Genomic DNA, 22,572 nt, shown 5'->3' on the forward strand with positions numbered 1-22,572 from the left:
AGTTTTTTATTAAAGATTACTTACTATTTTGAGACCATTTTTCTACATCCCAAACCTTTGTGATCCAATCTTCATAGAATTCCGGTTCGTGACATACAAGGAGAATTGTTCCTTTATATGCTTTCATAGCCTTCTTAAGTTCTTCTTTTGCTGTAACATCAAGATGGTTTGTCGGCTCATCAAATAGTAGCCAGTTACTTTCTTCACCCATTAGCTTACATAAACGAACTTTTGCTTGTTCTCCACCACTTAATTGACTTAATGGACGAGAAATATGTTCATTTTTTAATCCGCATTTCGCTAACATCGCACGAATTTGATGCTGGTCTAGGCCAGGGAATGTATTCCATACATCATCAATTGGTGTTATATTATCAGCTTTAACTTCTTGCTCAAAGTATGCAGGCTCTAAGAAGTCACCAAGACTTGTTTTACCGTTTAAAGGTTTAATTTTACCTAAGATTGTTTTTAGTAGCGTTGATTTACCAACACCATTACATCCAACAATAGCAATTTTTTCACCACGCTCAATTGTCATTGATAACTTTGGTAGTAGCGGATGTGTATATCCGATTTCTACATTTTCACCTTCAAAGACGAAGCGACTACTTGCACGACTTTCTTTAAATGAGAATTCAGGTTTGATTGCTGTTTCCGGACGATCAATAAGTTCCATGCGATCAAGTTGTTTTTGACGACTCTTTGCACGACCTGTCGTTGAATAACGAGCCTTGTTCTTTGCAATGAAGTCTTCTTGCTTTTTGATAAACTCGCGCTGCTTTTCATAAGCGTTTATATGTTGATTTTTATTGATTTCTGCTAGTTCTAGGAATTTTTCATATGTCGCTGTATAGCGTGTCATTTTTGTGAATTCTAGATGGAAAATAACATCAACACATTTGTTCATAAATTCCGTATCATGAGAAATCAATAAGAATGCATGTGGGTATTCTTTTAAATAAGTTGTTAACCAATGAATATGTTCAACGTCTAAATAGTTAGTAGGTTCATCAAGCAATAACACTTCTGGTTGTTCAAGTAATAGCTTTGCAAGCAATACTTTTGTACGTTGTCCACCACTTAGTGCTGAAACATCACGATCTAAACCAATAGCATCAATTCCAAGACCACGTGCAGCCTCTTCAATTTTCATATCTAGTAAATAGAAACCACCTGCTTCAAGTGCATCTTGTATTTCTGCCATTTGCTCAAGAAGTTCTTCTAGTTCTTCTGGTGTAGCAGTTCCCATTTTTTCTGTAACTTCATTTAAAGCTGTTTCCTTTTCGAATAACGGTAAAAATGCATCCGCTAGTACGTCACGAATTGTACGTCCAGGCGTTAAAACCGTATGCTGATCTAAGTAACCGTAATGTGTGCCTGGTGTCCATTCTACACGACCTTCGTCATGAATAAGCTGACCAGTAATGATATTCATAAATGTTGATTTACCAACACCGTTTGCACCAACTAATCCAACGTGCTCACCTGCTAATAATCGCATAGATACATCTTTAAATAATGTACGATCGCCAAATGTATGTCCTAATTTTTCAACTGTTAATAAGCTCATAGTATCCTCCGTCCAACTTGAAATAGTACCTTGAATCATGATACTAAATTCTTTCATATAATGCCATCATTTCAAAATGTATATTTTTTCAAAAAAAGGGTTGCATTAATTTTCTGAAAATATATAATATAATTGAACAGTGGTTAATTATATGTGTGAGGTATGAAATATGTCGCCAAGGAAAGCAGTTAAACAAGAACTAACAAGAGAAATGATTATGAATGTAGCTAGGGAGCTATTTATAGCACAAGGATATCAACATACTTCAATGCGCAAAATTGCAACAGAACTTGGATATAGCCATGGTTCGATTTATTATCATTTTAAAAACAAAGCAGAGCTATTTTACGCAATGGTGGAACAGGATTTTCAATTATTAAACAAAAAGTTAGATGAAATTTGTAATCAAAAGTTATCGAGAGAAGAGCAACTAAGAGCAGTTTTATTCGGTTTTATTGAATTTGGTCTAAGAAATCAGAGTCATTATGAAATTATGTTTTTAATTAAAGATGCCGAATTAAAAGAGTGTTTGGCAAATAGTCCTAATGTTAGTTATGAAAAATTTGCGAAGGTTATTTCTTTTTTATGTGATGGGGAATTAAATGCGATGATAATATGGTCTGTTTTTTTATCATTACATGGATTTGTAGCACATTATTGCAGAAGTGGCCAAACGTTTGAAGAACTACAAGGTTTGGCTAAGGTACATGTAGAGTTTATTTCAAAATCGCTTCTTATGTAAGTGATTTTCTTTTTAATATTAATTGAACAGTGGTTAATTAATTTAGGAGGGGATTTATAATGAAAAAGGCTTTAGTATTAGGTGCTTCTGGTTCAATGGGTTATGCAATTGTAAACGAATTATGTGGCCGAGGGATTCATGTGGTTGCTTTTGCAAGAAATAAGGAGAGATTAGGTGCATTATTTTCTGGGAACAAACATGTAGAAGTTGTAGCCGGCGATGTATTTGTAAAAGAGGATATAATGAATGCTGCTAAAGATGTTGATATTATATTTCATGTTGTAAATATTCCGTATTCAGATTGGGAGAAACAGCAAGAGAAATTATTAATAAACATATTAGAGGTATCGAAACATTACGGTATCAAACTAGGGATAGTTGATAATATTTATGCGTATGGAAGGCAAGGGGAAGGGCTTGTAAAAGAAGAGGCTAAAAAAAGACCACACACAAAGAAAGGGAAGATTCGTTTACAACTTGAAGAGATGGCAAAACAAGCTAATGTACGAATGTTTATTGCTCATTTCCCAGACTTTTATGGTCCAAATGCAGAAAGCACACTTGTTCATCATACATTAAAGGGAATACTTGCAAATAAAATGTCTAGCTTTGTTGGAGATAAAAAGATTGCCCGTGAATATATTTTTACACCAGATGGTGCAAAAGCAATGGTTGAATTAGCTTTACATGATGAGGCCTATGGACAAAATTGGAACATACCAGGTTATGGTGTTATTACAGGTGAGGAAATGATTCAACACATACGGGAATTAACGGGATATACGAAACGAGTAATAACTGTAAAAAGAGGAATGATCCAGTTTATTGGTCTGTTTGATAAGCAGATGAAAGAATTTATGGAAATGCTATATTTGACGGAAAAACCAGTTGTATTAAGCGGGGAGAAATATGAGAGGTATATCGGGGATATACCAAAAACTTCGTATTATAATGGGCTAAAAGAAATGATTATATCTATGCAAAAAAAGGGTGTGTAAATGTTAGTATATAAAAAAGTTACTTCTACCTACAGAAGTAACTTTTTTGTTATGCCTTTTGTTTAACTTCACTAACTTTCTTTTCAGCTACAATAAAATGCGGTCTACGTTTTGTTTCATAATAAATACGACCGATATATTCACCAATAACACCTAGGAATATGAGTTGAATACCGCCAATAAATAGTATAGCGGAAATGAGAGTAAAGTAACCAGGAACTTCCACACCACCAAGGATAATTTGAACGAACGTAGTGATTACATATAAAAGTCCAAAAATGGTTGTTAGTAATCCAAGATATATAGATAGGCGTAACGGTTTATTATTGAATGAAATTACACCATCAATTCCGTAATTTAATAATTTCGAGAAGGTCCATTTACTTTCTCCATCAGAACGTAATACATTTTCATATTCAATAATTAATTCGTTATAACCAATCCAAGAGAATAAGCCCTTTGAAAATCGGTTGTACTCACTTAAGGATACTAATGAATCCACTGCTCTTCGACTTAAAAGTCTAAAGTCACCAATACCATCTACTAATTCAATATCTACAAACTTATTCATCACCTTATAGTAAAGACGAGAGACGAAAGAGCGAACGGGTGAATCACCAGTTCTTGTCCTTTTTGCAATGACTTGGTCGTAGCCATCGTTATATCCTTCTAACAGTTCTTTTATTAACGTAGGAGGGTGTTGTAAGTCAGCATCCATAATAACAATGGCATCGCCTGTAGCGTATTTTAAGCCAGCTAACATTGCAGCTTCTTTTCCGAAGTTTCGACTAAACGATATATAGTGTACCGATGAATCTGAACTAGCTAAATCACGTAAAATATTTAATGTATCATCTTTACTACCATCATTAACAAAAACAAATTCATAATCGGTAGTTAATTTATGAATTTCAAGAGAAGTCTCTGAATAAAAGGCTCGAAGCACCTTTTCTTCATTGTAGCATGGTACAACGATTGAAAGAGTCATTTTTGACACTCCTTGTTTGTAGTGGGTTAAAACAATGTTATGCGTTTTTATATGAAGCTATCCAATTGGATAGCTTCATGATTCATTGATTGCTCATTATTGCTTTTTAAAAGAAAATTTTCGTCGTGCTTTTGGATTTGTGAAAATTAGTAAAGCTACACAAATAATTAGTGAGATAATTGATATAATCATACCTAATTTGAAGTAAGGTGTAACGTAAGTCATTTCGATTACATGTGAGCCTTTTGTAATGGGAACACCGATAAAGGCAGAATTCGCTTTCGTAAATTCCTTTTCTTTTCCATCAACTTTTATAGTCCAACCTTTACTATATGGAACAGATAAATATAGGAGCCCGTCTTTATTTGAGTTGATATCCCCTTTTAAATAATTGTTCTTATAATAAATATTTTCAAGTCTATTTTCAGTTAATTTTTTTGTTTCTTTTTGTACACTTTCATAGTTTACGATATTTGCTTGTAAGTCACCTAATTCATACTCACCTGCCATATCAATAGAGATAGTTAGGTTTTCTGGACGCTCAGTGCCTAAATTGTAAACAAATCTTTCTAACGGATACGAGTATGCACCAGCATCGTCACCTTTTCCGATTGTTTTTCCATTAACAGTTGCATTGAATGTACCTGTATTTTTCAATTTTAATTCTATCAGTAGGTCACCAGGCGTATTAGGATAATTGATAGGTACGATCATATTTCCAAAGCCATGAACAATTAGTTTATTTCCTTCTTTTACCGTATTTTCGAATTTTGCTTTTTCCATTTTAATAGATACTGCCTTTGACTTAAGGTCTTGTTTATTAAAATGGTTTAATGAAAATTCTTTTGTATTATTAACGACAACAGCATGTAATAATAATTGATCACGCTGAGCGAAGTTTAATTTAGAAAACTCTTCTTCACTTATAGCCGAATCATATACATACCCTAACGGTAAGGTATAGTTATTTTTGTAAATATTATATGGTCCTACTTGCTGTAATAGTTTATATCCATAAGGTACATTCTTTGGATCTGTATCAGCACTTAATACGCGATATTTTATACCTAGCATATTTTCAAGTAGCAGTCGACTATCAGCTTGATAAAACATTGAGGGTGTATCGTACATTTGGAATACGCCATATTTATTTTTCATAAAGTCATGGACATAATAATTAACCAAGCTTTGATATGTACTTACGCCATGATATCCTTGTAGCATTGGTGTGTTATATTCGCTATATGGATTAAGAATACGATAAAAGTCTTTATCATTTTCTTGTATGTAGCGAATTGCAGCAATTTCTTCTTTATTATCATAGCCTGGTTCGTGTAACTTTTCAGTTGAAATCTGGCTCTGTCCGTAAACGGTACTAAGTATATTATTCGCATACATATAATTCATAGAAATTGTGCTAACGAGTATGTTCAATACAACTAAAAATTGTATGAAAGGTTTAGAAATATAACGCCATAAACATACTGTAATAACAGAAAGAACGACAGTTCCGAGTAAAATGTTATCAACGTCTTGTAAAGGTTTATCAGTTACATTTATATTTGCTTTTCTATAAAATGCATAAATGAATAATCCAATAGACACTAATAAACTTATTAAATAAGGTAATTTGTAGTCTTTCTTATGAATAATCATCCAATCTAGAATGTATGCAATTGTTTGGGCAATGACAAATACAAATAAATAAAACCATCTAGATTGCATTGCTGAAAAACCATTAAATACAGAATATGTATATGGAAGCATAAACAGAATGAACATGAATAACGTAAAGAATACTTTATTTTTAACGAGTTTATCACGTATAAACATTCCAAATACGATTAAGAATAAAATTAAAGCTGGTAAAGCTAGTTGATGATTTTCAGCACTATACATGAAGAAAATATTTTCCATTAAATCTTTATAAAATTTATCTTCAAATAATAGTGGTATCTCAAACTTTTTTGATAGTCGATCGGCGCTAAATACGGCATTAACTGATGGGAGGAAGCAAACGGCGGCTAAACCGAGTGATAGTCCGTACAATAAGCCCATTCTAATATAATAAGTTAGAAAAGAGACAATCGTTTTATTTTTTTGTGTCGCAAAGTATTGGAATAATGCATAAATGAATATGAAAATACTTGTGATAAAAGCAAAATAAAAGTTTGATGCTAACATTAAAGTAGCAGCGATTAGGAAAAGTCCGCGCTTCTTTTCAATAATATATTTATCAAGTCCCCATATTACTAATGGTAAAAATACAATGGCATCAGCCATGAAATCCCATAGTAAAGAGTGGCGGATGAAAGTAATACAGCCACCATATATAATAGCAGCAACAAAAGATGAGAATGCTGTTTTATTATGGTAACGTAAAGAGCCATACATGAATAACATAGCTAAAAAGTTTTTTAAAATACTCATGTATAATTTCACGTCATACACTTGCTCAAGACTTAGTTTAGGTAGTAACAGTGTAATCCAGAAAAACGGTGATGTGCTGTAATAATAACTAAACTCTCCAAATAAATCTCCACCTAACCCATAATCAAAAGACCAGAAAAGGTTGCCATCTTTAAAGGCATGTTGCAGAAGAAACGTAAAGAAGCCAAATTGGCGTAATGCATCCCCTGTACCAGAAAAGGCTTGATTAGATGTTAAAAAGAAATAATGAAAAGCAAAAGCACACAATAATAATATTGGCATAATTATTATCGTTTTCTTGGAAAAGAACTTATTATTCGGCTTTATGCTCATAAAAATTGATAATCCTCCTTTAAAAGTTGTTATCATGTAGCAACTTGTTTTTAGGTAGCATATAAAAACACACCAATTTTTAAAGGTGTGTTCTTTAGTTTTAACATGAGAAAATATATATTTTTGTTGAAGCATATATATTTTTACAGGCGTTGAAATTCATAGTTTACATGTAATTTAGTATAAGGCATTTTCAGAAAGTAAGTCAATTTGACCTGGAATATATAGAATTTTTTTACTGAAGAAAAATAGTGGTATATAAAAAAACAAAAAGCTTTTCCATTTTTAAATAGGAAAAGCTTTTTGTTTTTAAGCATGTTTGCGAATGAGCTTTTGTTTTATAAACCCTAAAACGAATCCACGTATTTGAGGGTCAATTAAAACCCCGATTATACCGTATAGTATACCAGTAAGCGTTAAAGCAACTAATGGTGGTAAGTTGATTAATGCGATTCGGTATATACCGTAACTAATAATAAAGGCTAAGGAATTAAATATAATTCCTTTAACTAATAATTGCATGCCTTTACGAATAAAGAGGGTAAATCCGATTAATAGTGTAATTTCGGTAAGGATAGCTGCGGCAGCTGCCCCCATCATTCCATATTTACTACCTAGTACAATATAACCTATGATGGCAACAACTAATCCAATAGTCATTGTTGTTGCGCGTTTCCATTGCTGGCCAATTGTTGTTAAATTGTCGGCTAGTGGATAGTTAATTGATTGTAAAATAACCATAAACGCTAAAATAGCAAGAGCGTCACCAGCGGGAGCGTACTTTTCTCCTAATAAACTAACAATCCAGAAACTTGGATCAGCAATAAAGGGGATAGAAATTCCCATTCCTAAAAAAGACATAAGTTTTAATTCAAAACTTGATAATTTTCTATGTTCTTCGATGTTTTTCTCATTACCAAAAGCAAAAAGCCTTGGATAAAAGGCAGCTGCAATTACTCCCGGTATTTGATATAGTACAGCTGGTATTTTAGATGCAGCACCAAAGAATCCAACTTGATTATATGTTGAAACCTTTTCTAAGATAATAGGCCCCAATTGTGGTAAGAGCATAATGATGATTCCATTGATTGTGAAAATAAGTAGTTGATCTAAAATACCTTTATCCCAACCCTTATGGACTTTCGTATAGCGTATTGTCATTATAAAGGCGATAACACCTGTTACAAGACTAGATACCCCGTACATGGCAGCAACCATCATAAGTGACCATTGGAAAGACATCCCTAGTAATAGGGCAGCAGCAGCTGTTACACCTTGTAGTACAGAAATAATAGCTGTAAATTGCATGCGTTCTGTTACTTGGAAGTAAGCCATCCCAACACCTTGTAAGGTTGCTCCGAACATTGTTGGTAGAACAACCCAATATACCATCGCACGTAAGTAAGCATCGGGATAGAAGAACTGGGCAAAAATAGCGAAAAGTACAGAAATTACGATAGCTAATATTAAACGAATACGTAAATAACTACTTATTAGCACGCTAATATTAGCATCGCTTCTCGTTCCTTCACGCATAAACGTATGTGTCAAGCCTGCATCTGTAAAGTAACAAATAACAGCTGAAACTGCTAACGCAGTTGTAAACATACCGTAATCACTTGGAGAAACATATCTTGCAAAGAAAATGGTTGCAATAGCCAGTACAAATCGAACAGTAATATTTCCTACAAATAGGTAGGAGGCATTTTTAAGAATCTTATTTGTTTTCATGGGAAAAAACCTTTCTATTCTTTAGGACCTTTTTTGTCTGTCCTATTTGTAAATTTGATTTGTTTACGGAAAGAGAGGTGAGTACTATATTTTCAGTTTAAGAAAACAGAAATTTAATTCGTACAAACCAAAGCATTGCATATAGTTTTTTACTACGCTTTCCGTTTTTTGAATAGATTTTACGGCAATATTTCTTTATATCTTTTTTGATTAATTGAACTTGGGCATTATTTAATTGAGAGTTTTCTTTAATGTATATACAAGCATTATTGATAACCGTATAAGGGAATAAATAAGTCTCAAGAATCTCAATAAGTGACTGAGGGTCTTTCGTAATGAAGTCTTGAGATTTATTATGTACCCAGTCTTTCATACGATTGAATACTTCCAGTTCTTTAGTTGTTTTTAATTCGTAATCTTTATATTTAGAAGAAAGATTTCCTTCTGATAAGATTCTATAATATGTTAAATATTCATCGACATAGCATACATTTGTCACACTCATTAGTTTAAATAAAAACTCCAAGTCTTCTCCCCAGCTACATCCTGGTGTAAAACGGATATTATGATTCATTGCGATAGAGCGTTTGAAAATCCAAGTACTTGTTTGAGCAACAACTTGGTGTGTTAAGAATGCTTTTGCCATATCACCTTTAATAAAGTTTGTTGTATGCTCAACCTTTTCGCCTGTTTCTTCGTAGAAATTCATATAACCACAATAGCACGCGTCCATGTTGTTTTTATGCATACTCTCGATTTGTTTCTCAATTTTAGTTGGATGCCATAAGTCGTCACTATCAAGGAAAGCGACGTATTCTCCGCTAGCATTTTCAATCCCTGTATTACGAGCTACTGAAACACCTTGGTTTTTTTGGTGAACGTACTTTACTTGACCCGGATATTTTTCGGCAAGGTTTTTCACGATAGAAGGTGATTGATCTTTACTTCCATCATCTACAATTACAATTTCAATGTTTTTATATGTTTGATCTAGTATTGACTGCATCGTTTCTTCAATATATTTTTCCGTGTTATACAGAGGTATGACAACAGAAACAAGTTGCTTTTGTTCCATCATAGAATTTTTATCTCCTCAAGTTTTTTATGTCTTGCACCATATATACAAGCCCTTTGAAAGGGAGAAGATTACAAGAACATCTGTATAAGTTTAACGCATATAAACTTTGTAAATCAACTTTCTATTGTTGTACTTTGTATAAAAAGTATTTATTATAGAACGTATTGTGTTGTAAAAATATAGAAAAAATTTTTGAAGGTTATGTATCTGAAGGGAGAAGATGAGATGTTAGGGCGATTTACTCGCAAATCTAATATAGTCCTTTTAGGGATTATTATGATTGTCGGGTTTGCACTTCGTTTTGCAACTTTACAAACACATGGTGCAGATCTATCTATAGCTAGCGATGATATAGGTTATCAAAAAACGGCAAATATTTTATTGGAAACAGGGATGTTAACATACCATGAACCAGATAAACCAACGATTCATATTATGCCGGGTTTTCCAGCCTTATTAGCTGCTGTATTTTACTTTTTTGGAAATGGCAGTGAAGGTCTTTTTATAGCCAAATTAATCATTATTCTATTAGGGGTACTTAGTATTTTGCTAACTTATAAGATTGGTACTTATTTATTGAATCCTGCTGCAGGATTAATAGGTGCTTTCTTATTAGCTGTGTATCCTCCAGAGATTGTTATGGAAAATTTAACTTTAACAGAAGGGCCGTTTCTATTCCTTTCATTAGGATTAGTATATTGGAGTTTAAAATTAGCTGATACTCATAAAACGAAACATCTTCTGATTGTATTAATTTTCTATTTTTTAGCACTGTACCTCCGCGTACAAATTGCCTTATATCCAATCTTATTATTTGGGTATCTTTTAATGAAACGCTATCCATTCCGGATTATGATGAAGCAGGCGATTATAAGCATAGGAATAGGACTTATCGTACTTGGACCATGGTGGGCCCGCAATTACATTCAATTTGATAAATTTATCCCACTAACTGCAGGGGCAGGGAATCCGTTATTACTTGGAACGTATCAAGGGGAAGGTTACCCAGAAGGTAAGGATATGGGGGAACTTGAAATAGAATTACATGCAAAGTACCCTAATCTTGAAGCGCATGAATTTATGGAGTTAGAAGAAAAAATAGCCATTGATAAAATGAAAGAATGGTGGAAAACGAATAAGGGCTCTATGATAGAGAGTTATTTAGTCTTGAAACCAGAAATTCTTTGGAAAAAACCGTATTATTCTATAGAGCATAATATTGAAGTATTCAATGTTTCTGCAAAGGATATGAATGAAATATATAATTTTATTAAGACGACGTTTTTAATATGTACAGTACTTTCATTTATTTTCCTTTTAAAAAGGTGGAGAGAGACTACATTTTTATGGTCAATCCTTTTACTGCAAACAGCTTTAACATGTTTTTATGTTGCATATGAACGATATGCATTACCGTTAATACCATTCTTATTTATTATAATTGGAGTAGGGACCGTGGCAACGATTATGAAAATTAATAAATTATTAATTAGAAAAAAATAATTTGCAATAAAAAACATCTTAATTTTTTTAAAAAATTAAGATGTTTTTTTGTATATATTCATATTTAAATAGAAAACTATTCGTTATCGGTTTCAGTTTGCGTTACTTTTAATTTTTGCTTTAATAACGCATAATCTTGCGTTAATGTTACAAGTTGATGATGTAATTTAGAAATTTTTCTTGTTAAGTCAAAAATTAAGATGAAACAGAATAATAGTCCAAATAAAAATAAAACAGATGGAGGATATTCTACGTGTAATAGTTGTCCAATCCAATTTATAATTTTTTCAGTAGAACTTAAAATTGCCATTGAAACACAAACAAAAATCCATAAAATGGCATATTTAGTTTCTAAAGCTCCACGACGAATAGAATTAATAATTAATAAAAATAATAATAGAATGAAGATAAATGAAAAGGTAATTATAGGCATTTATTATCAACCTTTCACAATTTTTTGCATCAATATAGCAAGGCTTACTTTAATCATGTAATATGCAGATTTAAGAGGTGTAATAGAAGATTGTCCCCCTTGGCGCTCTTGCATATTTACGGATATTTCATTAATGCGTAATTTTTTCTTTTTTAAATGAATAAGGACTTCTGGTTCTGGATAATCTTTTGGATAATTATGTGCAAAAATCTTAATTACTTCTCGATTGATAGCACGATACCCAGAAGTTGGATCCATAAAGGTTTGTTTTGTTAGTACTTTCAGTAGAGCAGTAAAATAAAAAATACCAACTCTTCTGGAAATACTACCTTTATAAGCTGTTTTCTCTGTAAAACGTGAACCTAGCACCATATCGCATTGGTCTTCAGCAATAGGTTTTATAATTTTGTACAAGTCATCAGGATTATGTTGCCCATCAGCATCGAACTGAATTGCAATATCATATCCATTCTCATAAGCGTATTTATAACCAGTTTGTACAGCTGAGCCAATACCTAGGTTATATGGTAAGTTCACAAGGTGAACAGGAAAATCATTTACGATTTGAGCTGTTTTATCATGTGATCCATCATTAATAACGCAAATGCTTAATTCTGTAAAATGCTGTTTTAGTTTTAATAGTCTTGTTAATGTATCTGCAATTGCTTCTTCCTCGTTATACGCAGGAATAATAATTAACGTTTTTGGTATTGAAATTGGTACCTCAATAGACATTATCGCACCATCCCTTATATACTTAATTATATTATAGTTATTTTTAAACGAACCTTATCTAATATACCATTAATAGTATAGCAAAATAAAGGAAAAACTGGTGGGTTATTTTAGGAGACAAACAGTAAATAAAAGATAAGAGCTGGAATTTTTTTATAATAAAAAATACATGCAAGGATGAAATAAACCTGTGCATGTATGAAGTGAGAGTAGCGTATTATATATTCCATGGCTTACTTAAAGTTAAAACTTCAGCCATCTCTTTACTTTTTAAACGTCCCTTTTTTCGGTTTTCCGCACGTTCTAAACCGGTTGTGTGTAACCAATGTTCTTCCTGAGTTTCAGGGAGTACTTGTGGTACGGACGAAGGTTTTCCATCTTTTATTGCCACAAATGTAATGAAGCAAGTAGCAGCAATTCTACGCTCGCCTGCTAGTAAATTTTCTGCGATTACTTTTACGAAAACTTCCATTGAAGATTTCCCTGTATAACATACAAATGCTTCATAACAAACAGAATCAGCTTGGTGAATTGGAGTTAAAAAATCAACTGAATCAATAGATGCTGTTACGCAATGTTTACGACTATGTCTTGCAGCCGCAATTGAAGCAATACTATCAATTTCTGCTAATAATTTCCCTCCAAAAAGTGTTTGGTGATTATTTAAATCGTTAGGAAAAACACGTGTTGTCTTAATTGCTTTAGATTCTCGCATGAATTTCTTTTCCATATATTCAGCCCCTATAGTCTGTTTTCAATCAGAATAATATGTGTAAGCGGAGTACTCATATTAGATATTTAATGAAGTAAAGTGTATTCCAAAAGAGAATGATTTAAACTTCTGTATTTGTATTCATATAACTGAAAGAAAATTTATTTTATCTAAAATGTAGTGTAAAAGAGGATTCGCTTACATTGCAAGTAAAAAGTAATGACTATGTATTTGTCATAGAAATTCCCTATCAGCCGTGTACCCATTCATGATAGAATCGTTTTGTTATGAATGGAAATAGAGGTGCAATGGACATATGAATCATATACAAACAAATTTTTCATCTTTCTTCAATAAAATTACGATCGGTGCGATGCTCGCATTTTTTGTTTATAGTTGTTGGGCAGCATTTGAGACAAGTAAGCAATTTTTTGGAGGAAGTACAACAAGTGTAACAATCATACTGGCAATTTTCGTCATACTCATTTTGTTAGTGGCATCAATCCTACAATATCGTTTTACAGATAAACAATTTCTTATTTTTCTTATAAGTATATCTATAGTTGTGAGACTTAGTATGCTGTTATTTGTAGATGCTCCAATAATTGGTGATATGAAAGTGATGTATGAGTCTGCAAAGCAGATTGCAATTGGTAATAATATAGGGACTGTAACTCATTTGCCTTTTATTATATATGAGTCAGTAATTATTCGTATATTTGGTGATACATTATTCGCTTTACAACTATTTAATGTGTTATTTTGCGCAGGAACCGCATTTTTTATTTATCGTATTGCGGCAATGGTTTTTGGAGAAGAATGCGGGCGTATTGCTTCTATATTTTATGCTCTGTATATTCCAAATATATTCATGAGTTCCGTATTAACTCCTGAGTCACTTGCAATATTTTTATTTTATTTTGCTTGTTACATACTTTTATATAAAGGATTAGATCATCCTTATATGTGGGTGTTTTCAGCGATTTTATTTGCATTTAGTAATATGATTTTCCCAATGGGATTATTTCTTCCTATTTTTATCACGGTATATATATTATTAATTGAAGTGTTTCAATCAGCAACGAAACAAAAAGTGTTACTAAAGATGATAGGGATACTTATTCTATTTTATATTGCTCATTTTAGTGTGAATTATGGAATTAAGACAATGGGACTGTCACAATATACGATTGCGAATGAGACGTATGTTCAATCTGTCTTAATTGGAAAAACGCAACATGAGGAAAAAATATCGAAAAATCAAAGTGTAACAGAGCATATTGATCAAAAGTTAAAAGAGATTGAGGGAGAAAGATTTAAACTTTTAGAACCGATGATAAATCAGTTTTCAGAGGAGGGGATAAATTCTATTCTTTTCAAATGTGAAAAACTGATATATATAGCCGTAACATTGTTTATGAATATAGCTCTATTACACTTCCTAATTAAGAAACAACAAAATGAGGGATATATGTTGTTCTTATTTTTAATTAGTGGCTACGTATTGTTAAAGCTCTTCCAAGTAGATATGGCATATTACAATGTAATTATGCCGGCATTGTTTATTTTGCAGAGCTTTGGTGTTTATATGAGTTATGTGTATTGTCAAAAAATATTTTTCAGAAAGTAAAAAGAATCCATTCTGGATTCTTTTTTTGATGAAAGATGAAATTTAGTAGTCAGTGCAGATGAAAAGTATGCCTGACCTGAATTTTGTCTTATCGATTTAGTTCTAGTTGCAAATTATCGGCTGTTAGAGCCATTTGTGAGGAATCATCTTGAATTCCTTTCATGACTTGTGAAATAGTTTGTAGCTCATGTTCAATTTTCTTATTCTGTTCTTTTGAGTTAGACATATCTTTTACAATTTCTTGGAAGTATCGATCTGTTGCCGACATACTATCCGTTCCTTCCGATACGAGAGAGCTAATTTGTTTCACGGAAGACGAGACACGGGTAATTTGTTCATTTGTTTTTTCGACGAGCTTTGTAACGTTAAATATCGATTCTTTCGTTTGCTCTGATAATTTTCGGATTTCACCAGCAACAACAGAAAACCCCTTCCCAAATTCTCCGGCACGTGCAGACTCGATAGCAGCATTTAGTGCGAGTAAATTTGTTTGCTCCGCGATCGATTTAACGATATCTATGATTTCGTTAATTTTGTTAGAAATATCGAGAAGTTCATGAGTATCTGTAATAATCGTTTCCATATTCATTTGAATAGATCCCATTCGTTTGTTTTGCTGGTTTAATTGTTTTTTCCCTTTATTCGCTTTTTCTTCAGATGTTGTAGCTAATGATGTACCTGTTTTAGCAATCTCTACAATAGTTTCAGACTTAGCGGTTAGTTTTTGAATAGAAGAGCTTGTCTTTTCAGATACAGCAGCTAGTTCTGTTGCGATATGCGTAATTGTCATAGCAGTTAGTTCTTTTTCTTTCTCATGCTCTTTTTGCATTCTTTCATATTCAGATTCATAAGCTGCAAGAACAAGTTCTTGTTCAAGAGTGAATAATTTATTTATGACATTTATAGAATAGGAAAAATCATCGATTGTTGTTATTTTTGTTTGCAAAATCTTCATAATAGAGCGGAATAATTCTTGATAAGCAGCAGTATACCATTTTCGATGTAAGCCAATTTGTACATGTCGTTTGGCAATCCTAACACGCTGTTCAATAAAATCTTCATGCATATTGCCGCTGAATAATTCTTTAATATGTGTTTTTAAAGTTTGCTTTAGTTTTGGAATAGAGCTGTAACGTTCAATAATAGTAATTAAATTAGGTTGTTTTGTAATGTTGGCATAGAATTTTTCAGTAATCCAATCAATTTCTGCATAAATAAAAGGCTGTAGTACTTTTACAACTTGTAAATCTTCTTTTGAAATGTGTAGCATATCCATTTGAATTTTCAGTTCAGAATTAGTAGGTACATTAAAAGTTATTTGTTGGTCCTTACTTAATTCGATTATACTAGCGTTTGTTTTATTAATATTTTTTTTGAAAACCCCAAGCATCATTCTTCCCCCTGTGTATAAAACGTTTTCAATTTTAAAACTAATATAGAGTAATTATATATGCTTATATATAATTACTCTATATTAGTTCGTAGAATAGTATATAAATTAAGAGAATTCTAGATAGAATTCTCTTAATGGCCTTTATTAATTTTAGCATGTGTTTTAAAGAAAACAGGGAAATGCACATTATATATTACAGTGACGACACGAATAACGAATGTTACTAATAAACAAACATAGAAAGCTAATACGTGCGCGCCCATAGCGTGTGTGATTAGGAAGCTAATTGCTCCTAAGATAGAAGCGATTGCGTAAATCTCTTTTCGGAATACGTAAGGGATATCTTGAGCACAAATGTCACGCAAAATACCGCCTCCAATACCTGTAATGACTCCCATTGAAACAACTAAAAATGAGGCGTCAACATGATGTGACATTGCCGCATTTGCACCAATAGCTGTAAAAACGCCTAAGCCAACAGCATCAGAAAGCATAATAACGATTTGAAGTTTATTGATGCGCTCAAAAAACATACAAGTAAATAATGCTGATAATACACTTACGAAAAAGTAAATGGGTTTTACAAATGCGACAGGGGGCAGGTTACCAATCATGATATCACGAATAATACCGCCGCCGAGCGCAGTAGCTACAGCTAAACAAAGGACACCAAATAAATCTAAATCTTTTTTTAAACCAACTAATGTACCAGAAATGGCAGCGGCGATAATGCCAAGAAACGTAAATATATCGATTAATAACATGGCCTTAATCCCTTCCTCTTAAAGATGTTCCAGAGAAAAAATATACACTAAAGTATTGGAAATAACAATTACTTTTCGTTACATGTAGAAAAACGGATAAAATACATAAAGAAAGCGTTTGAAAATGTTTAGGGGAAAACGAAGCAAGGTTAATTTTTAGTTGTAGGGTAGCCGAGTGAATGTCATTTTTTAACCGTTAAATTATATATATCAATAAAATGATTAATAAATGTTTGCTATAATGCTGATAATAAGTGAAAGAGTGTTAGATAGTTTTTATAGAGATAGGGAAGGATAGCTAAAGGATAATATTTTCTAGTTACTAGTTACGATGGATTGGCTAGTTTCGGTATAAAAATAGTTCTCAATTTAAATATGAGTTATGTTATAATTGCTAGGTGTGTTTTAACGATAATAAATTATGATTAAAAGATAATGTTAAGATTTTGTATGGAGGTCTTGGAATGTTAGCAAATCAAGCTAGGGTTAGATTTGAGCATTTTTTGCTCTTTTTTATTATTTTACAGCCTGTTTTAGATTTATTAACGTCTCTTAGCATCACTTTATTAAAGTCAAATGCTACCGTTGGAATTTTAGTAAGATTCCTTATTATGGCTGTTGGTGGTATTTACATTTTAATTCAGGCAAAAGAGAAGGAAAATAGAAAGTTTTTAATTTATCTTATATTATTAGCCGGAGTTTTAGGGGTAGGATTTATTAATAATAAACTAGTTAAGGATCCTATTGTACTTAGTGAAGAAGTTAAATTCGTTGCGAAAGCATTATATATATATATTATGCTGGGGTCATACATTTTAGCTTTAAAATCATTGAAAAAGACAGTTAATATTAGTGATAAGGTTCGAAATAGTATTGTATATTCTACATTAATCATTAATGCAATTATGGTTATTTCTATTTCAACATCTACTGACTTTGGTAGTTATGAATGGATGAAGGTTGGTTCTCGAGGTTGGTTCTATGCAGGGAATGAACTAGGTTCAATCTTAGCTATTATTTTCCCTATTGTGGTACTATATTCTATTCAAAAAACAAAGAGCTGGAAACACATTTTATATTGGATTCCATCAATTTTAATGATTTATTCGCTAATTCAGGTTGGTACGAAAGTAGGAATGGGCTCAATTGGTGCTACGTTAGCGGCAGCAATCGGGATTATTTTACTTCAATTATTATTTGATAGAAAAAATCCGAACAAAAAATCCCTTGCGCTTAATGCAGTAATTGCTATTATCCTATTGGCCGGTGTAGTTGGAACGTTTAAACAAACGCCATTAGCACAAAATATGGGTATTCACAATAATTATTTATCAGAGCAAAATGTGGCACAGCAAGGTCAAAAAGAAAAAGAAATTAAAGAGAAGCTGAAAAAAGAGCAAGAACTTAAAGAAAAAGAAGAAAAGCACCATAAGGCTGAAAAACCAGAAGAAAAGGCGAAGATAGAAGAGGAAGTTAAGAAAGAGCTTGAGAAAGAGCAAAAGAAAGAAAATCAAGAAAACCTTATTTTCAGTGGACGTCAAGTATATGAAGAAAGACATAAGCAGTTCTTTAAAGAAGCGCCAATGTCACAAAAGTTATTAGGAATGGGTTATGCAGGTAACTTTAAATACAATGAACAAAAGCAGCCAGATCCAAAATTAATTGAAATGGACTTCCATGATTGGTTTTATGATTTCGGGATTATTGGCTTTGTATTACTAATGATTCCATTTATTTATTACGGGCTAAGAATTCTACTAGCATTTGCTACGAGATTTAAGGACATATTTAATATAAAATATGGAATGATTTCAGCAAGCTTATTGTTAGCGTTAGGTATTGCTTATATTGCAGGACATATTTTAACAGCACCAGGAGTTGGGATTTACTTTGTAGTGGTGCTAGCTTATCTAATAGTAGACCTAGAAATTGAATGATAAAAATAAAAGCTAACTTTTGTTAGCTTTTATTTTTTAGTACAGTAAAATAAAAATAGCTGGAAACGTAGCGAGGATTTAAAGGAGGAAAAAACATGAGAATATTGCATATGAATGCAGGAGCAGAAGATGGGGGAGGGAAAACACATATTATTTCACTTCTCGATCAGTTTCCAACTGGTGAAGTAGAATTAGCAGTATTTGAAGATGGAATTGTTGCGAAGGAAGCAAGGGAATTAGGGATAAAAGTCCATGTGTTTTCACAAAAATCGCGCTATGATTTATCCATTTTAAAGAATATAAGTGAATTTATTAATAAAGAAAAATTTGATGTAGTTCATACGCATGGTCCTAGGGCTAATTTCTATGTTTCTTTAATGAAAAAGAGAATAAAGGCAAAATGGGTAACGACTATTCATAGTGATCCATTTCAAGACTTTACTAAACAGGGCTTCAAAGGTTGGATTTTTACGAAATTAAATTTGAAAGCCTTAAAAAATATAGACTTATTTTTCGTTGTAACAAATAGATTGAAAAAAAGCCTGGCAGCATTAGGGATTTCAAATGAAAAGATGCATGTTATTTATAATGGAATTGAATACGATAAGGAAAAAGCAGAAGGCTATAATAAAAAAGAAATGTTCAATATTGCTGAAGATGTATTTACGGCAATCCAAGTAGCGCGATTACATCCTGTCAAAGGACATGAAGTTTTATTCGATGCGTTACAACAAACAAAATTGGAGAAAATTAAAGTATTATTAGTTGGCGATGGCCCATTAGAAGAAAATCTAAAGTCATTAGCTACTGAAAAAGGGATTAACGATAAAGTAGAGTTTTTAGGACATCGTCAAGATGTAAAACAATTATTTGCGTCGTCACATGTAAATTTATTAACTTCTCATAGTGAAGGGTTCCCACTAGTTTTATTAGAAGCGGCAAATCAACGCGTACCATCAATTGTGACTAGGGCTGGAGAAATTGAACCATTAATCGTAGATGAAACTTACGGATGGATTGTGCCAACAGATGATGGAAAGGCATTAGCATTAGCTTTAGAAGAAGCGTATGATAAGTGGAAAACTGGAGAATTAGCAGCAATGGGTAAACATATTTATGAGCATGCTACTATGAATTTCTCACTTCAAAAACTATATGAAGATACAAAGGAAACATATAAGCAATTAATAGCGAAAAACTTGTAATGATAGAGAGGATAGTTAACTATGGCAGTACAAACAGTTGATATTCTAGGCGTTCCTTTTTCTACAATGACAATGGATGAAACGGTCAAATATTTAAAAGAACAACTAGAAGCGGAGCGAACTCATACGTTTCAGGTAGTAACAGCAAACCCTGAAATTGTTATGTGCGCAAAAAAGGATGAAAAGTTCTATCAAACATTATTGAATACAGATTTAATTACACCTGATGGTATTGGGGTTGTAAAGGCAAGCGGCATGCTTGGTACACCTTTAAAAGAACGTGTAGCAGGTTTTGATTTAATGTGTAATTTACTTGCGAAGTTATCAGAAGATAGTAAACCAGTATCTGTTTTCTTATTAGGTGCAAAGCCGCATGTTGTACAAGCTGCAGCAGATCATTTAACAAAGACATATTCAGCTGTATCCATCGCCGGTACACAAGATGGTTATTTCAAACAAGAAGACGAAGAGAATATTATTTCTCGCATTCAAGAAGCAAAACCAGATTTATTACTTGTTGCACTCGGTTTCCCGAGACAAGAGAACTTTATCCAAAACAATAAGCATCGTTTAGAAACGAAAATGGCTGTTGGAGTGGGTGGAAGTTTAGACGTATGGGCTGGAGAGGTAAAACGTGCACCAAAATGGATTCAAGCGATTCATTTAGAGTGGTTTTATAGATTATGCAGTAATCCAACACGCTGGCGTCGTCAGTTAGTATTAGCGGAATTTTTAAAAGAAGTAATGCGTTCGAAAAAGTAGCGAAATATCGCTACTTTTTTTTATTTATTCATTTTTAATGAAGTGAAACTTTAATCAGTGAGTCATCCCTACTGATTATTAGCCCTCACCAATCGGGATAGACGTTTTACTTTTTGGGAATGATGAAGGAGAATTTTTTACACAAAAGTATTTTACTTATACAATTCACACATGTAAAATGATGTGTAAAGACACCTGTGTGAGGAGGACTTCTAGTGGGCAAGGTAAAAGAAATTTCGAAGCGCAAACTACTTGGTATAGCTGGACTTGGATGGCTATTTGATGCAATGGATGTTGGAATGCTTTCATTTGTAATGGTAGCCTTGCAAAAGGATTGGGGATTAACGAGCCAGGAAATGGGCTGGATAGGCAGTATTAACTCAATCGGTATGGCAGTAGGAGCGCTTATTTTTGGGATACTATCAGATAGAATAGGCCGAAAATCAGTCTTTATTATTACATTATTATTATTTTCTATCGGTAGTGGTTTAACTGCATTAACAACGACACTCGCGATGTTTCTCGTTTTACGCTTTTTAATTGGTATGGGGCTTGGCGGAGAGCTTCCGGTTGCCTCTACACTAGTATCAGAGAGTGTTGAAGCGCATGAGCGTGGGAAAATTGTTGTGTTATTAGAAAGTTTTTGGGCAGGTGGATGGCTAATTGCAGCCCTTATCTCGTATTTTGTTATTCCTAAATATGGTTGGGAAATTGCGATGGTATTGAGTGCAGTTCCAGCACTATATGCTTTATATTTAAGATGGAATTTACCGGATTCCCCAAGGTTCCAAAAAGTTGAAAAAAGACCATCTGTTATTGAAAATATAAAATCAGTTTGGTCTGGGGAATATCGTAAAGCAACAATTATGCTATGGATTCTATGGTTTTGTGTTGTCTTTTCTTATTATGGAATGTTCCTTTGGTTACCGAGTGTAATGGTGCTAAAAGGATTTAGTTTAATAAAAAGTTTCCAATACGTACTTATTATGACATTAGCTCAACTTCCAGGATATTTCACCGCTGCTTGGTTTATTGAACGTCTCGGTCGTAAATTTGTGTTGGTTACGTATTTAATCGGGACAGCTTGCAGTGCCTATTTGTTTGGGGTTGCGGATTCATTAACAGTATTAATCGTGGCAGGTATGTTACTATCCTTCTTTAACTTAGGTGCTTGGGGAGCATTATACGCCTATACACCTGAACAGTATCCGACGGTTATTCGTGGTACTGGTGCAGGAATGGCAGCAGCATTTGGGCGTATTGGTGGTATTCTTGGGCCACTATTAGTGGGGTATTTAGTTGCCTCAGAAGCTTCACTATCACTAATATTTACGATTTTCTGCGGATCAATTTTAATTGGTGTATTCGCTGTAGTAATACTTGGACAGGAAACGAAGCAACGAGAATTAGTATAAAGTGAAATTTTAAACGTAGCCCTGACCGTTTATTACCCTACACTACTCCGCTCTTTCTAGGCAGTTAATGTAGGATAAAGGGGGAGAGGAAACCGAAGTGGTTTCCTTTTTTCTGTTTTTTTAGATAAATAATGGTATAGTAAGAAAAAGGGATTATTTCTTATAAAAGCGAATGTATACAGCAGGACATATGGACAAAGAATTAGGTGGTTG

At 33.0% G+C, this 22,572-nt stretch carries 18 protein-coding genes and 1 pseudogene; 8 read left to right on the plus strand and 11 right to left on the minus strand.

Annotated features, from left to right (window positions below; genetic code table 11):
- Window positions 1-16: 16 nt before the first annotated feature.
- Window positions 17-1,570 carry an ABC-F family ATP-binding cassette domain-containing protein gene (locus tag MR167_RS04125; RefSeq protein WP_002083531.1) on the minus strand — a complete coding sequence of 518 codons (1,554 nt, stop codon included), beginning with the start codon at window positions 1,568-1,570 and terminating at the stop codon, window positions 17-19.
- Between the two features lie 169 nt (window positions 1,571-1,739).
- Here MR167_RS04125 and MR167_RS04130 point away from each other — a divergent pair, with 169 nt between their 5' ends.
- Both MR167_RS04130 and MR167_RS04135 read left to right on the plus strand, forming a co-directional pair.
- Window positions 1,740-2,312, plus strand: coding sequence for a TetR/AcrR family transcriptional regulator (locus MR167_RS04130; protein ID WP_000074952.1), 573 nt, complete (start codon window positions 1,740-1,742; stop codon window positions 2,310-2,312).
- 59 nt (window positions 2,313-2,371) lie between these two features.
- A complete protein-coding gene (locus tag MR167_RS04135; RefSeq protein WP_000709952.1) occupies window positions 2,372-3,310 on the plus strand; it encodes an NAD-dependent epimerase/dehydratase family protein in 939 nt (312 codons plus the stop codon).
- 49 nt (window positions 3,311-3,359) lie between these two features.
- Here MR167_RS04135 and MR167_RS04140 read toward each other — a convergent pair whose 3' ends face one another.
- The 4 genes from MR167_RS04140 to MR167_RS04155 all read right to left on the minus strand — a co-directional run bounded on the left by MR167_RS04140 (window position 3,360) and on the right by MR167_RS04155 (window position 9,870).
- Complete coding sequence (locus tag MR167_RS04140; RefSeq protein WP_000175828.1) at window positions 3,360-4,298, minus strand: glycosyltransferase family 2 protein; 939 nt, start codon at window positions 4,296-4,298, stop codon at window positions 3,360-3,362.
- Window positions 4,299-4,394: 96 nt separating this feature from the next.
- A complete protein-coding gene (locus MR167_RS04145; protein ID WP_242313995.1) occupies window positions 4,395-7,061 on the minus strand; it encodes a YfhO family protein in 2,667 nt (888 codons plus the stop codon).
- A 309-nt stretch (window positions 7,062-7,370) separates the two neighbouring features.
- A complete protein-coding gene (locus tag MR167_RS04150) occupies window positions 7,371-8,792 on the minus strand; it encodes an oligosaccharide flippase family protein (protein ID WP_000856134.1) in 1,422 nt (473 codons plus the stop codon).
- Between the two features lie 97 nt (window positions 8,793-8,889).
- Window positions 8,890-9,870, minus strand: a complete 981-nt coding sequence (locus MR167_RS04155; protein ID WP_000970526.1) for a glycosyltransferase family 2 protein — start codon at window positions 9,868-9,870, stop codon at window positions 8,890-8,892.
- Between the two features lie 225 nt (window positions 9,871-10,095).
- On the opposite strand from MR167_RS04155, the gene MR167_RS04160 reads away from it, so the two are divergent.
- Window positions 10,096-11,373 (plus strand): glycosyltransferase family 39 protein, encoded by a 1,278-nt coding sequence (locus tag MR167_RS04160; protein WP_000901472.1) that lies wholly within the window; start codon window positions 10,096-10,098, stop codon window positions 11,371-11,373.
- A gap of 76 nt (window positions 11,374-11,449) precedes the next feature.
- Here MR167_RS04160 and MR167_RS04165 read toward each other — a convergent pair whose 3' ends face one another.
- The 3 genes from MR167_RS04165 to MR167_RS04175 all read right to left on the minus strand — a co-directional run bounded on the left by MR167_RS04165 (window position 11,450) and on the right by MR167_RS04175 (window position 13,271).
- Window positions 11,450-11,806 carry a DUF2304 domain-containing protein gene (locus MR167_RS04165; RefSeq protein ID WP_001121769.1) on the minus strand — a complete coding sequence of 119 codons (357 nt, stop codon included), beginning with the start codon at window positions 11,804-11,806 and terminating at the stop codon, window positions 11,450-11,452.
- Between the two features lie 6 nt (window positions 11,807-11,812).
- Window positions 11,813-12,541, minus strand: coding sequence for a glycosyltransferase family 2 protein (locus MR167_RS04170; protein ID WP_000021478.1), 729 nt, complete (start codon window positions 12,539-12,541; stop codon window positions 11,813-11,815).
- Between the two features lie 217 nt (window positions 12,542-12,758).
- Entirely contained in the window at window positions 12,759-13,271 is a 513-nt protein-coding gene (locus MR167_RS04175; RefSeq protein WP_000412126.1) for an acyl-CoA thioesterase, read from the minus strand.
- A 298-nt stretch (window positions 13,272-13,569) separates the two neighbouring features.
- Here MR167_RS04175 and MR167_RS04180 point away from each other — a divergent pair, with 298 nt between their 5' ends.
- Complete coding sequence (locus tag MR167_RS04180) at window positions 13,570-14,883, plus strand: ArnT family glycosyltransferase (RefSeq protein ID WP_001015635.1); 1,314 nt, start codon at window positions 13,570-13,572, stop codon at window positions 14,881-14,883.
- A gap of 88 nt (window positions 14,884-14,971) precedes the next feature.
- On the opposite strand, the gene MR167_RS33625 is transcribed toward MR167_RS04180, so the two are convergent.
- The 3 genes and pseudogenes from MR167_RS33625 to MR167_RS04190 form a co-directional block, all read right to left on the minus strand.
- Window positions 14,972-15,712 carry a methyl-accepting chemotaxis protein gene (locus tag MR167_RS33625; protein WP_481746697.1) on the minus strand — a complete coding sequence of 247 codons (741 nt, stop codon included), beginning with the start codon at window positions 15,710-15,712 and terminating at the stop codon, window positions 14,972-14,974.
- Between the two features lie 15 nt (window positions 15,713-15,727).
- Window positions 15,728-16,276, minus strand: a pseudogene (locus tag MR167_RS33630) (protoglobin family protein); the annotation flags it as partial.
- Between the two features lie 131 nt (window positions 16,277-16,407).
- The gene (locus tag MR167_RS04190) at window positions 16,408-17,040 is read right to left on the minus strand and encodes a trimeric intracellular cation channel family protein (protein ID WP_000924367.1); all 633 of its coding nucleotides are present in this window, start codon (window positions 17,038-17,040) and stop codon (window positions 16,408-16,410) included.
- Window positions 17,041-17,504: 464 nt separating this feature from the next.
- On the opposite strand from MR167_RS04190, the gene MR167_RS04195 reads away from it, so the two are divergent.
- The 4 genes from MR167_RS04195 to MR167_RS04210 all read left to right on the plus strand — a co-directional run bounded on the left by MR167_RS04195 (window position 17,505) and on the right by MR167_RS04210 (window position 22,359).
- Complete coding sequence (locus MR167_RS04195) at window positions 17,505-18,977, plus strand: O-antigen ligase family protein (RefSeq protein WP_000880761.1); 1,473 nt, start codon at window positions 17,505-17,507, stop codon at window positions 18,975-18,977.
- A gap of 95 nt (window positions 18,978-19,072) precedes the next feature.
- On the plus strand, window positions 19,073-20,182 hold the full coding sequence (locus MR167_RS04200) for a glycosyltransferase family 4 protein (RefSeq protein WP_001221223.1): 1,110 nt from the start codon (window positions 19,073-19,075) through the stop codon (window positions 20,180-20,182).
- A gap of 21 nt (window positions 20,183-20,203) precedes the next feature.
- Window positions 20,204-20,944 carry a WecB/TagA/CpsF family glycosyltransferase gene (locus MR167_RS04205; RefSeq protein WP_000290744.1) on the plus strand — a complete coding sequence of 247 codons (741 nt, stop codon included), beginning with the start codon at window positions 20,204-20,206 and terminating at the stop codon, window positions 20,942-20,944.
- Window positions 20,945-21,159: 215 nt separating this feature from the next.
- Window positions 21,160-22,359: an MFS transporter gene (locus MR167_RS04210; RefSeq protein ID WP_000521109.1), complete on the plus strand. Its 1,200-nt coding sequence runs from the start codon at window positions 21,160-21,162 to the stop codon at window positions 22,357-22,359.
- Window positions 22,360-22,572 lie beyond the last annotated feature (213 nt).

Origin of the sequence: Bacillus cereus group sp. BfR-BA-01355 (genome assembly GCF_022663675.1) — a bacterium.
Taxonomy (GTDB): Bacteria; Bacillota; Bacilli; order Bacillales; family Bacillaceae_G; genus Bacillus_A; species Bacillus_A thuringiensis_S.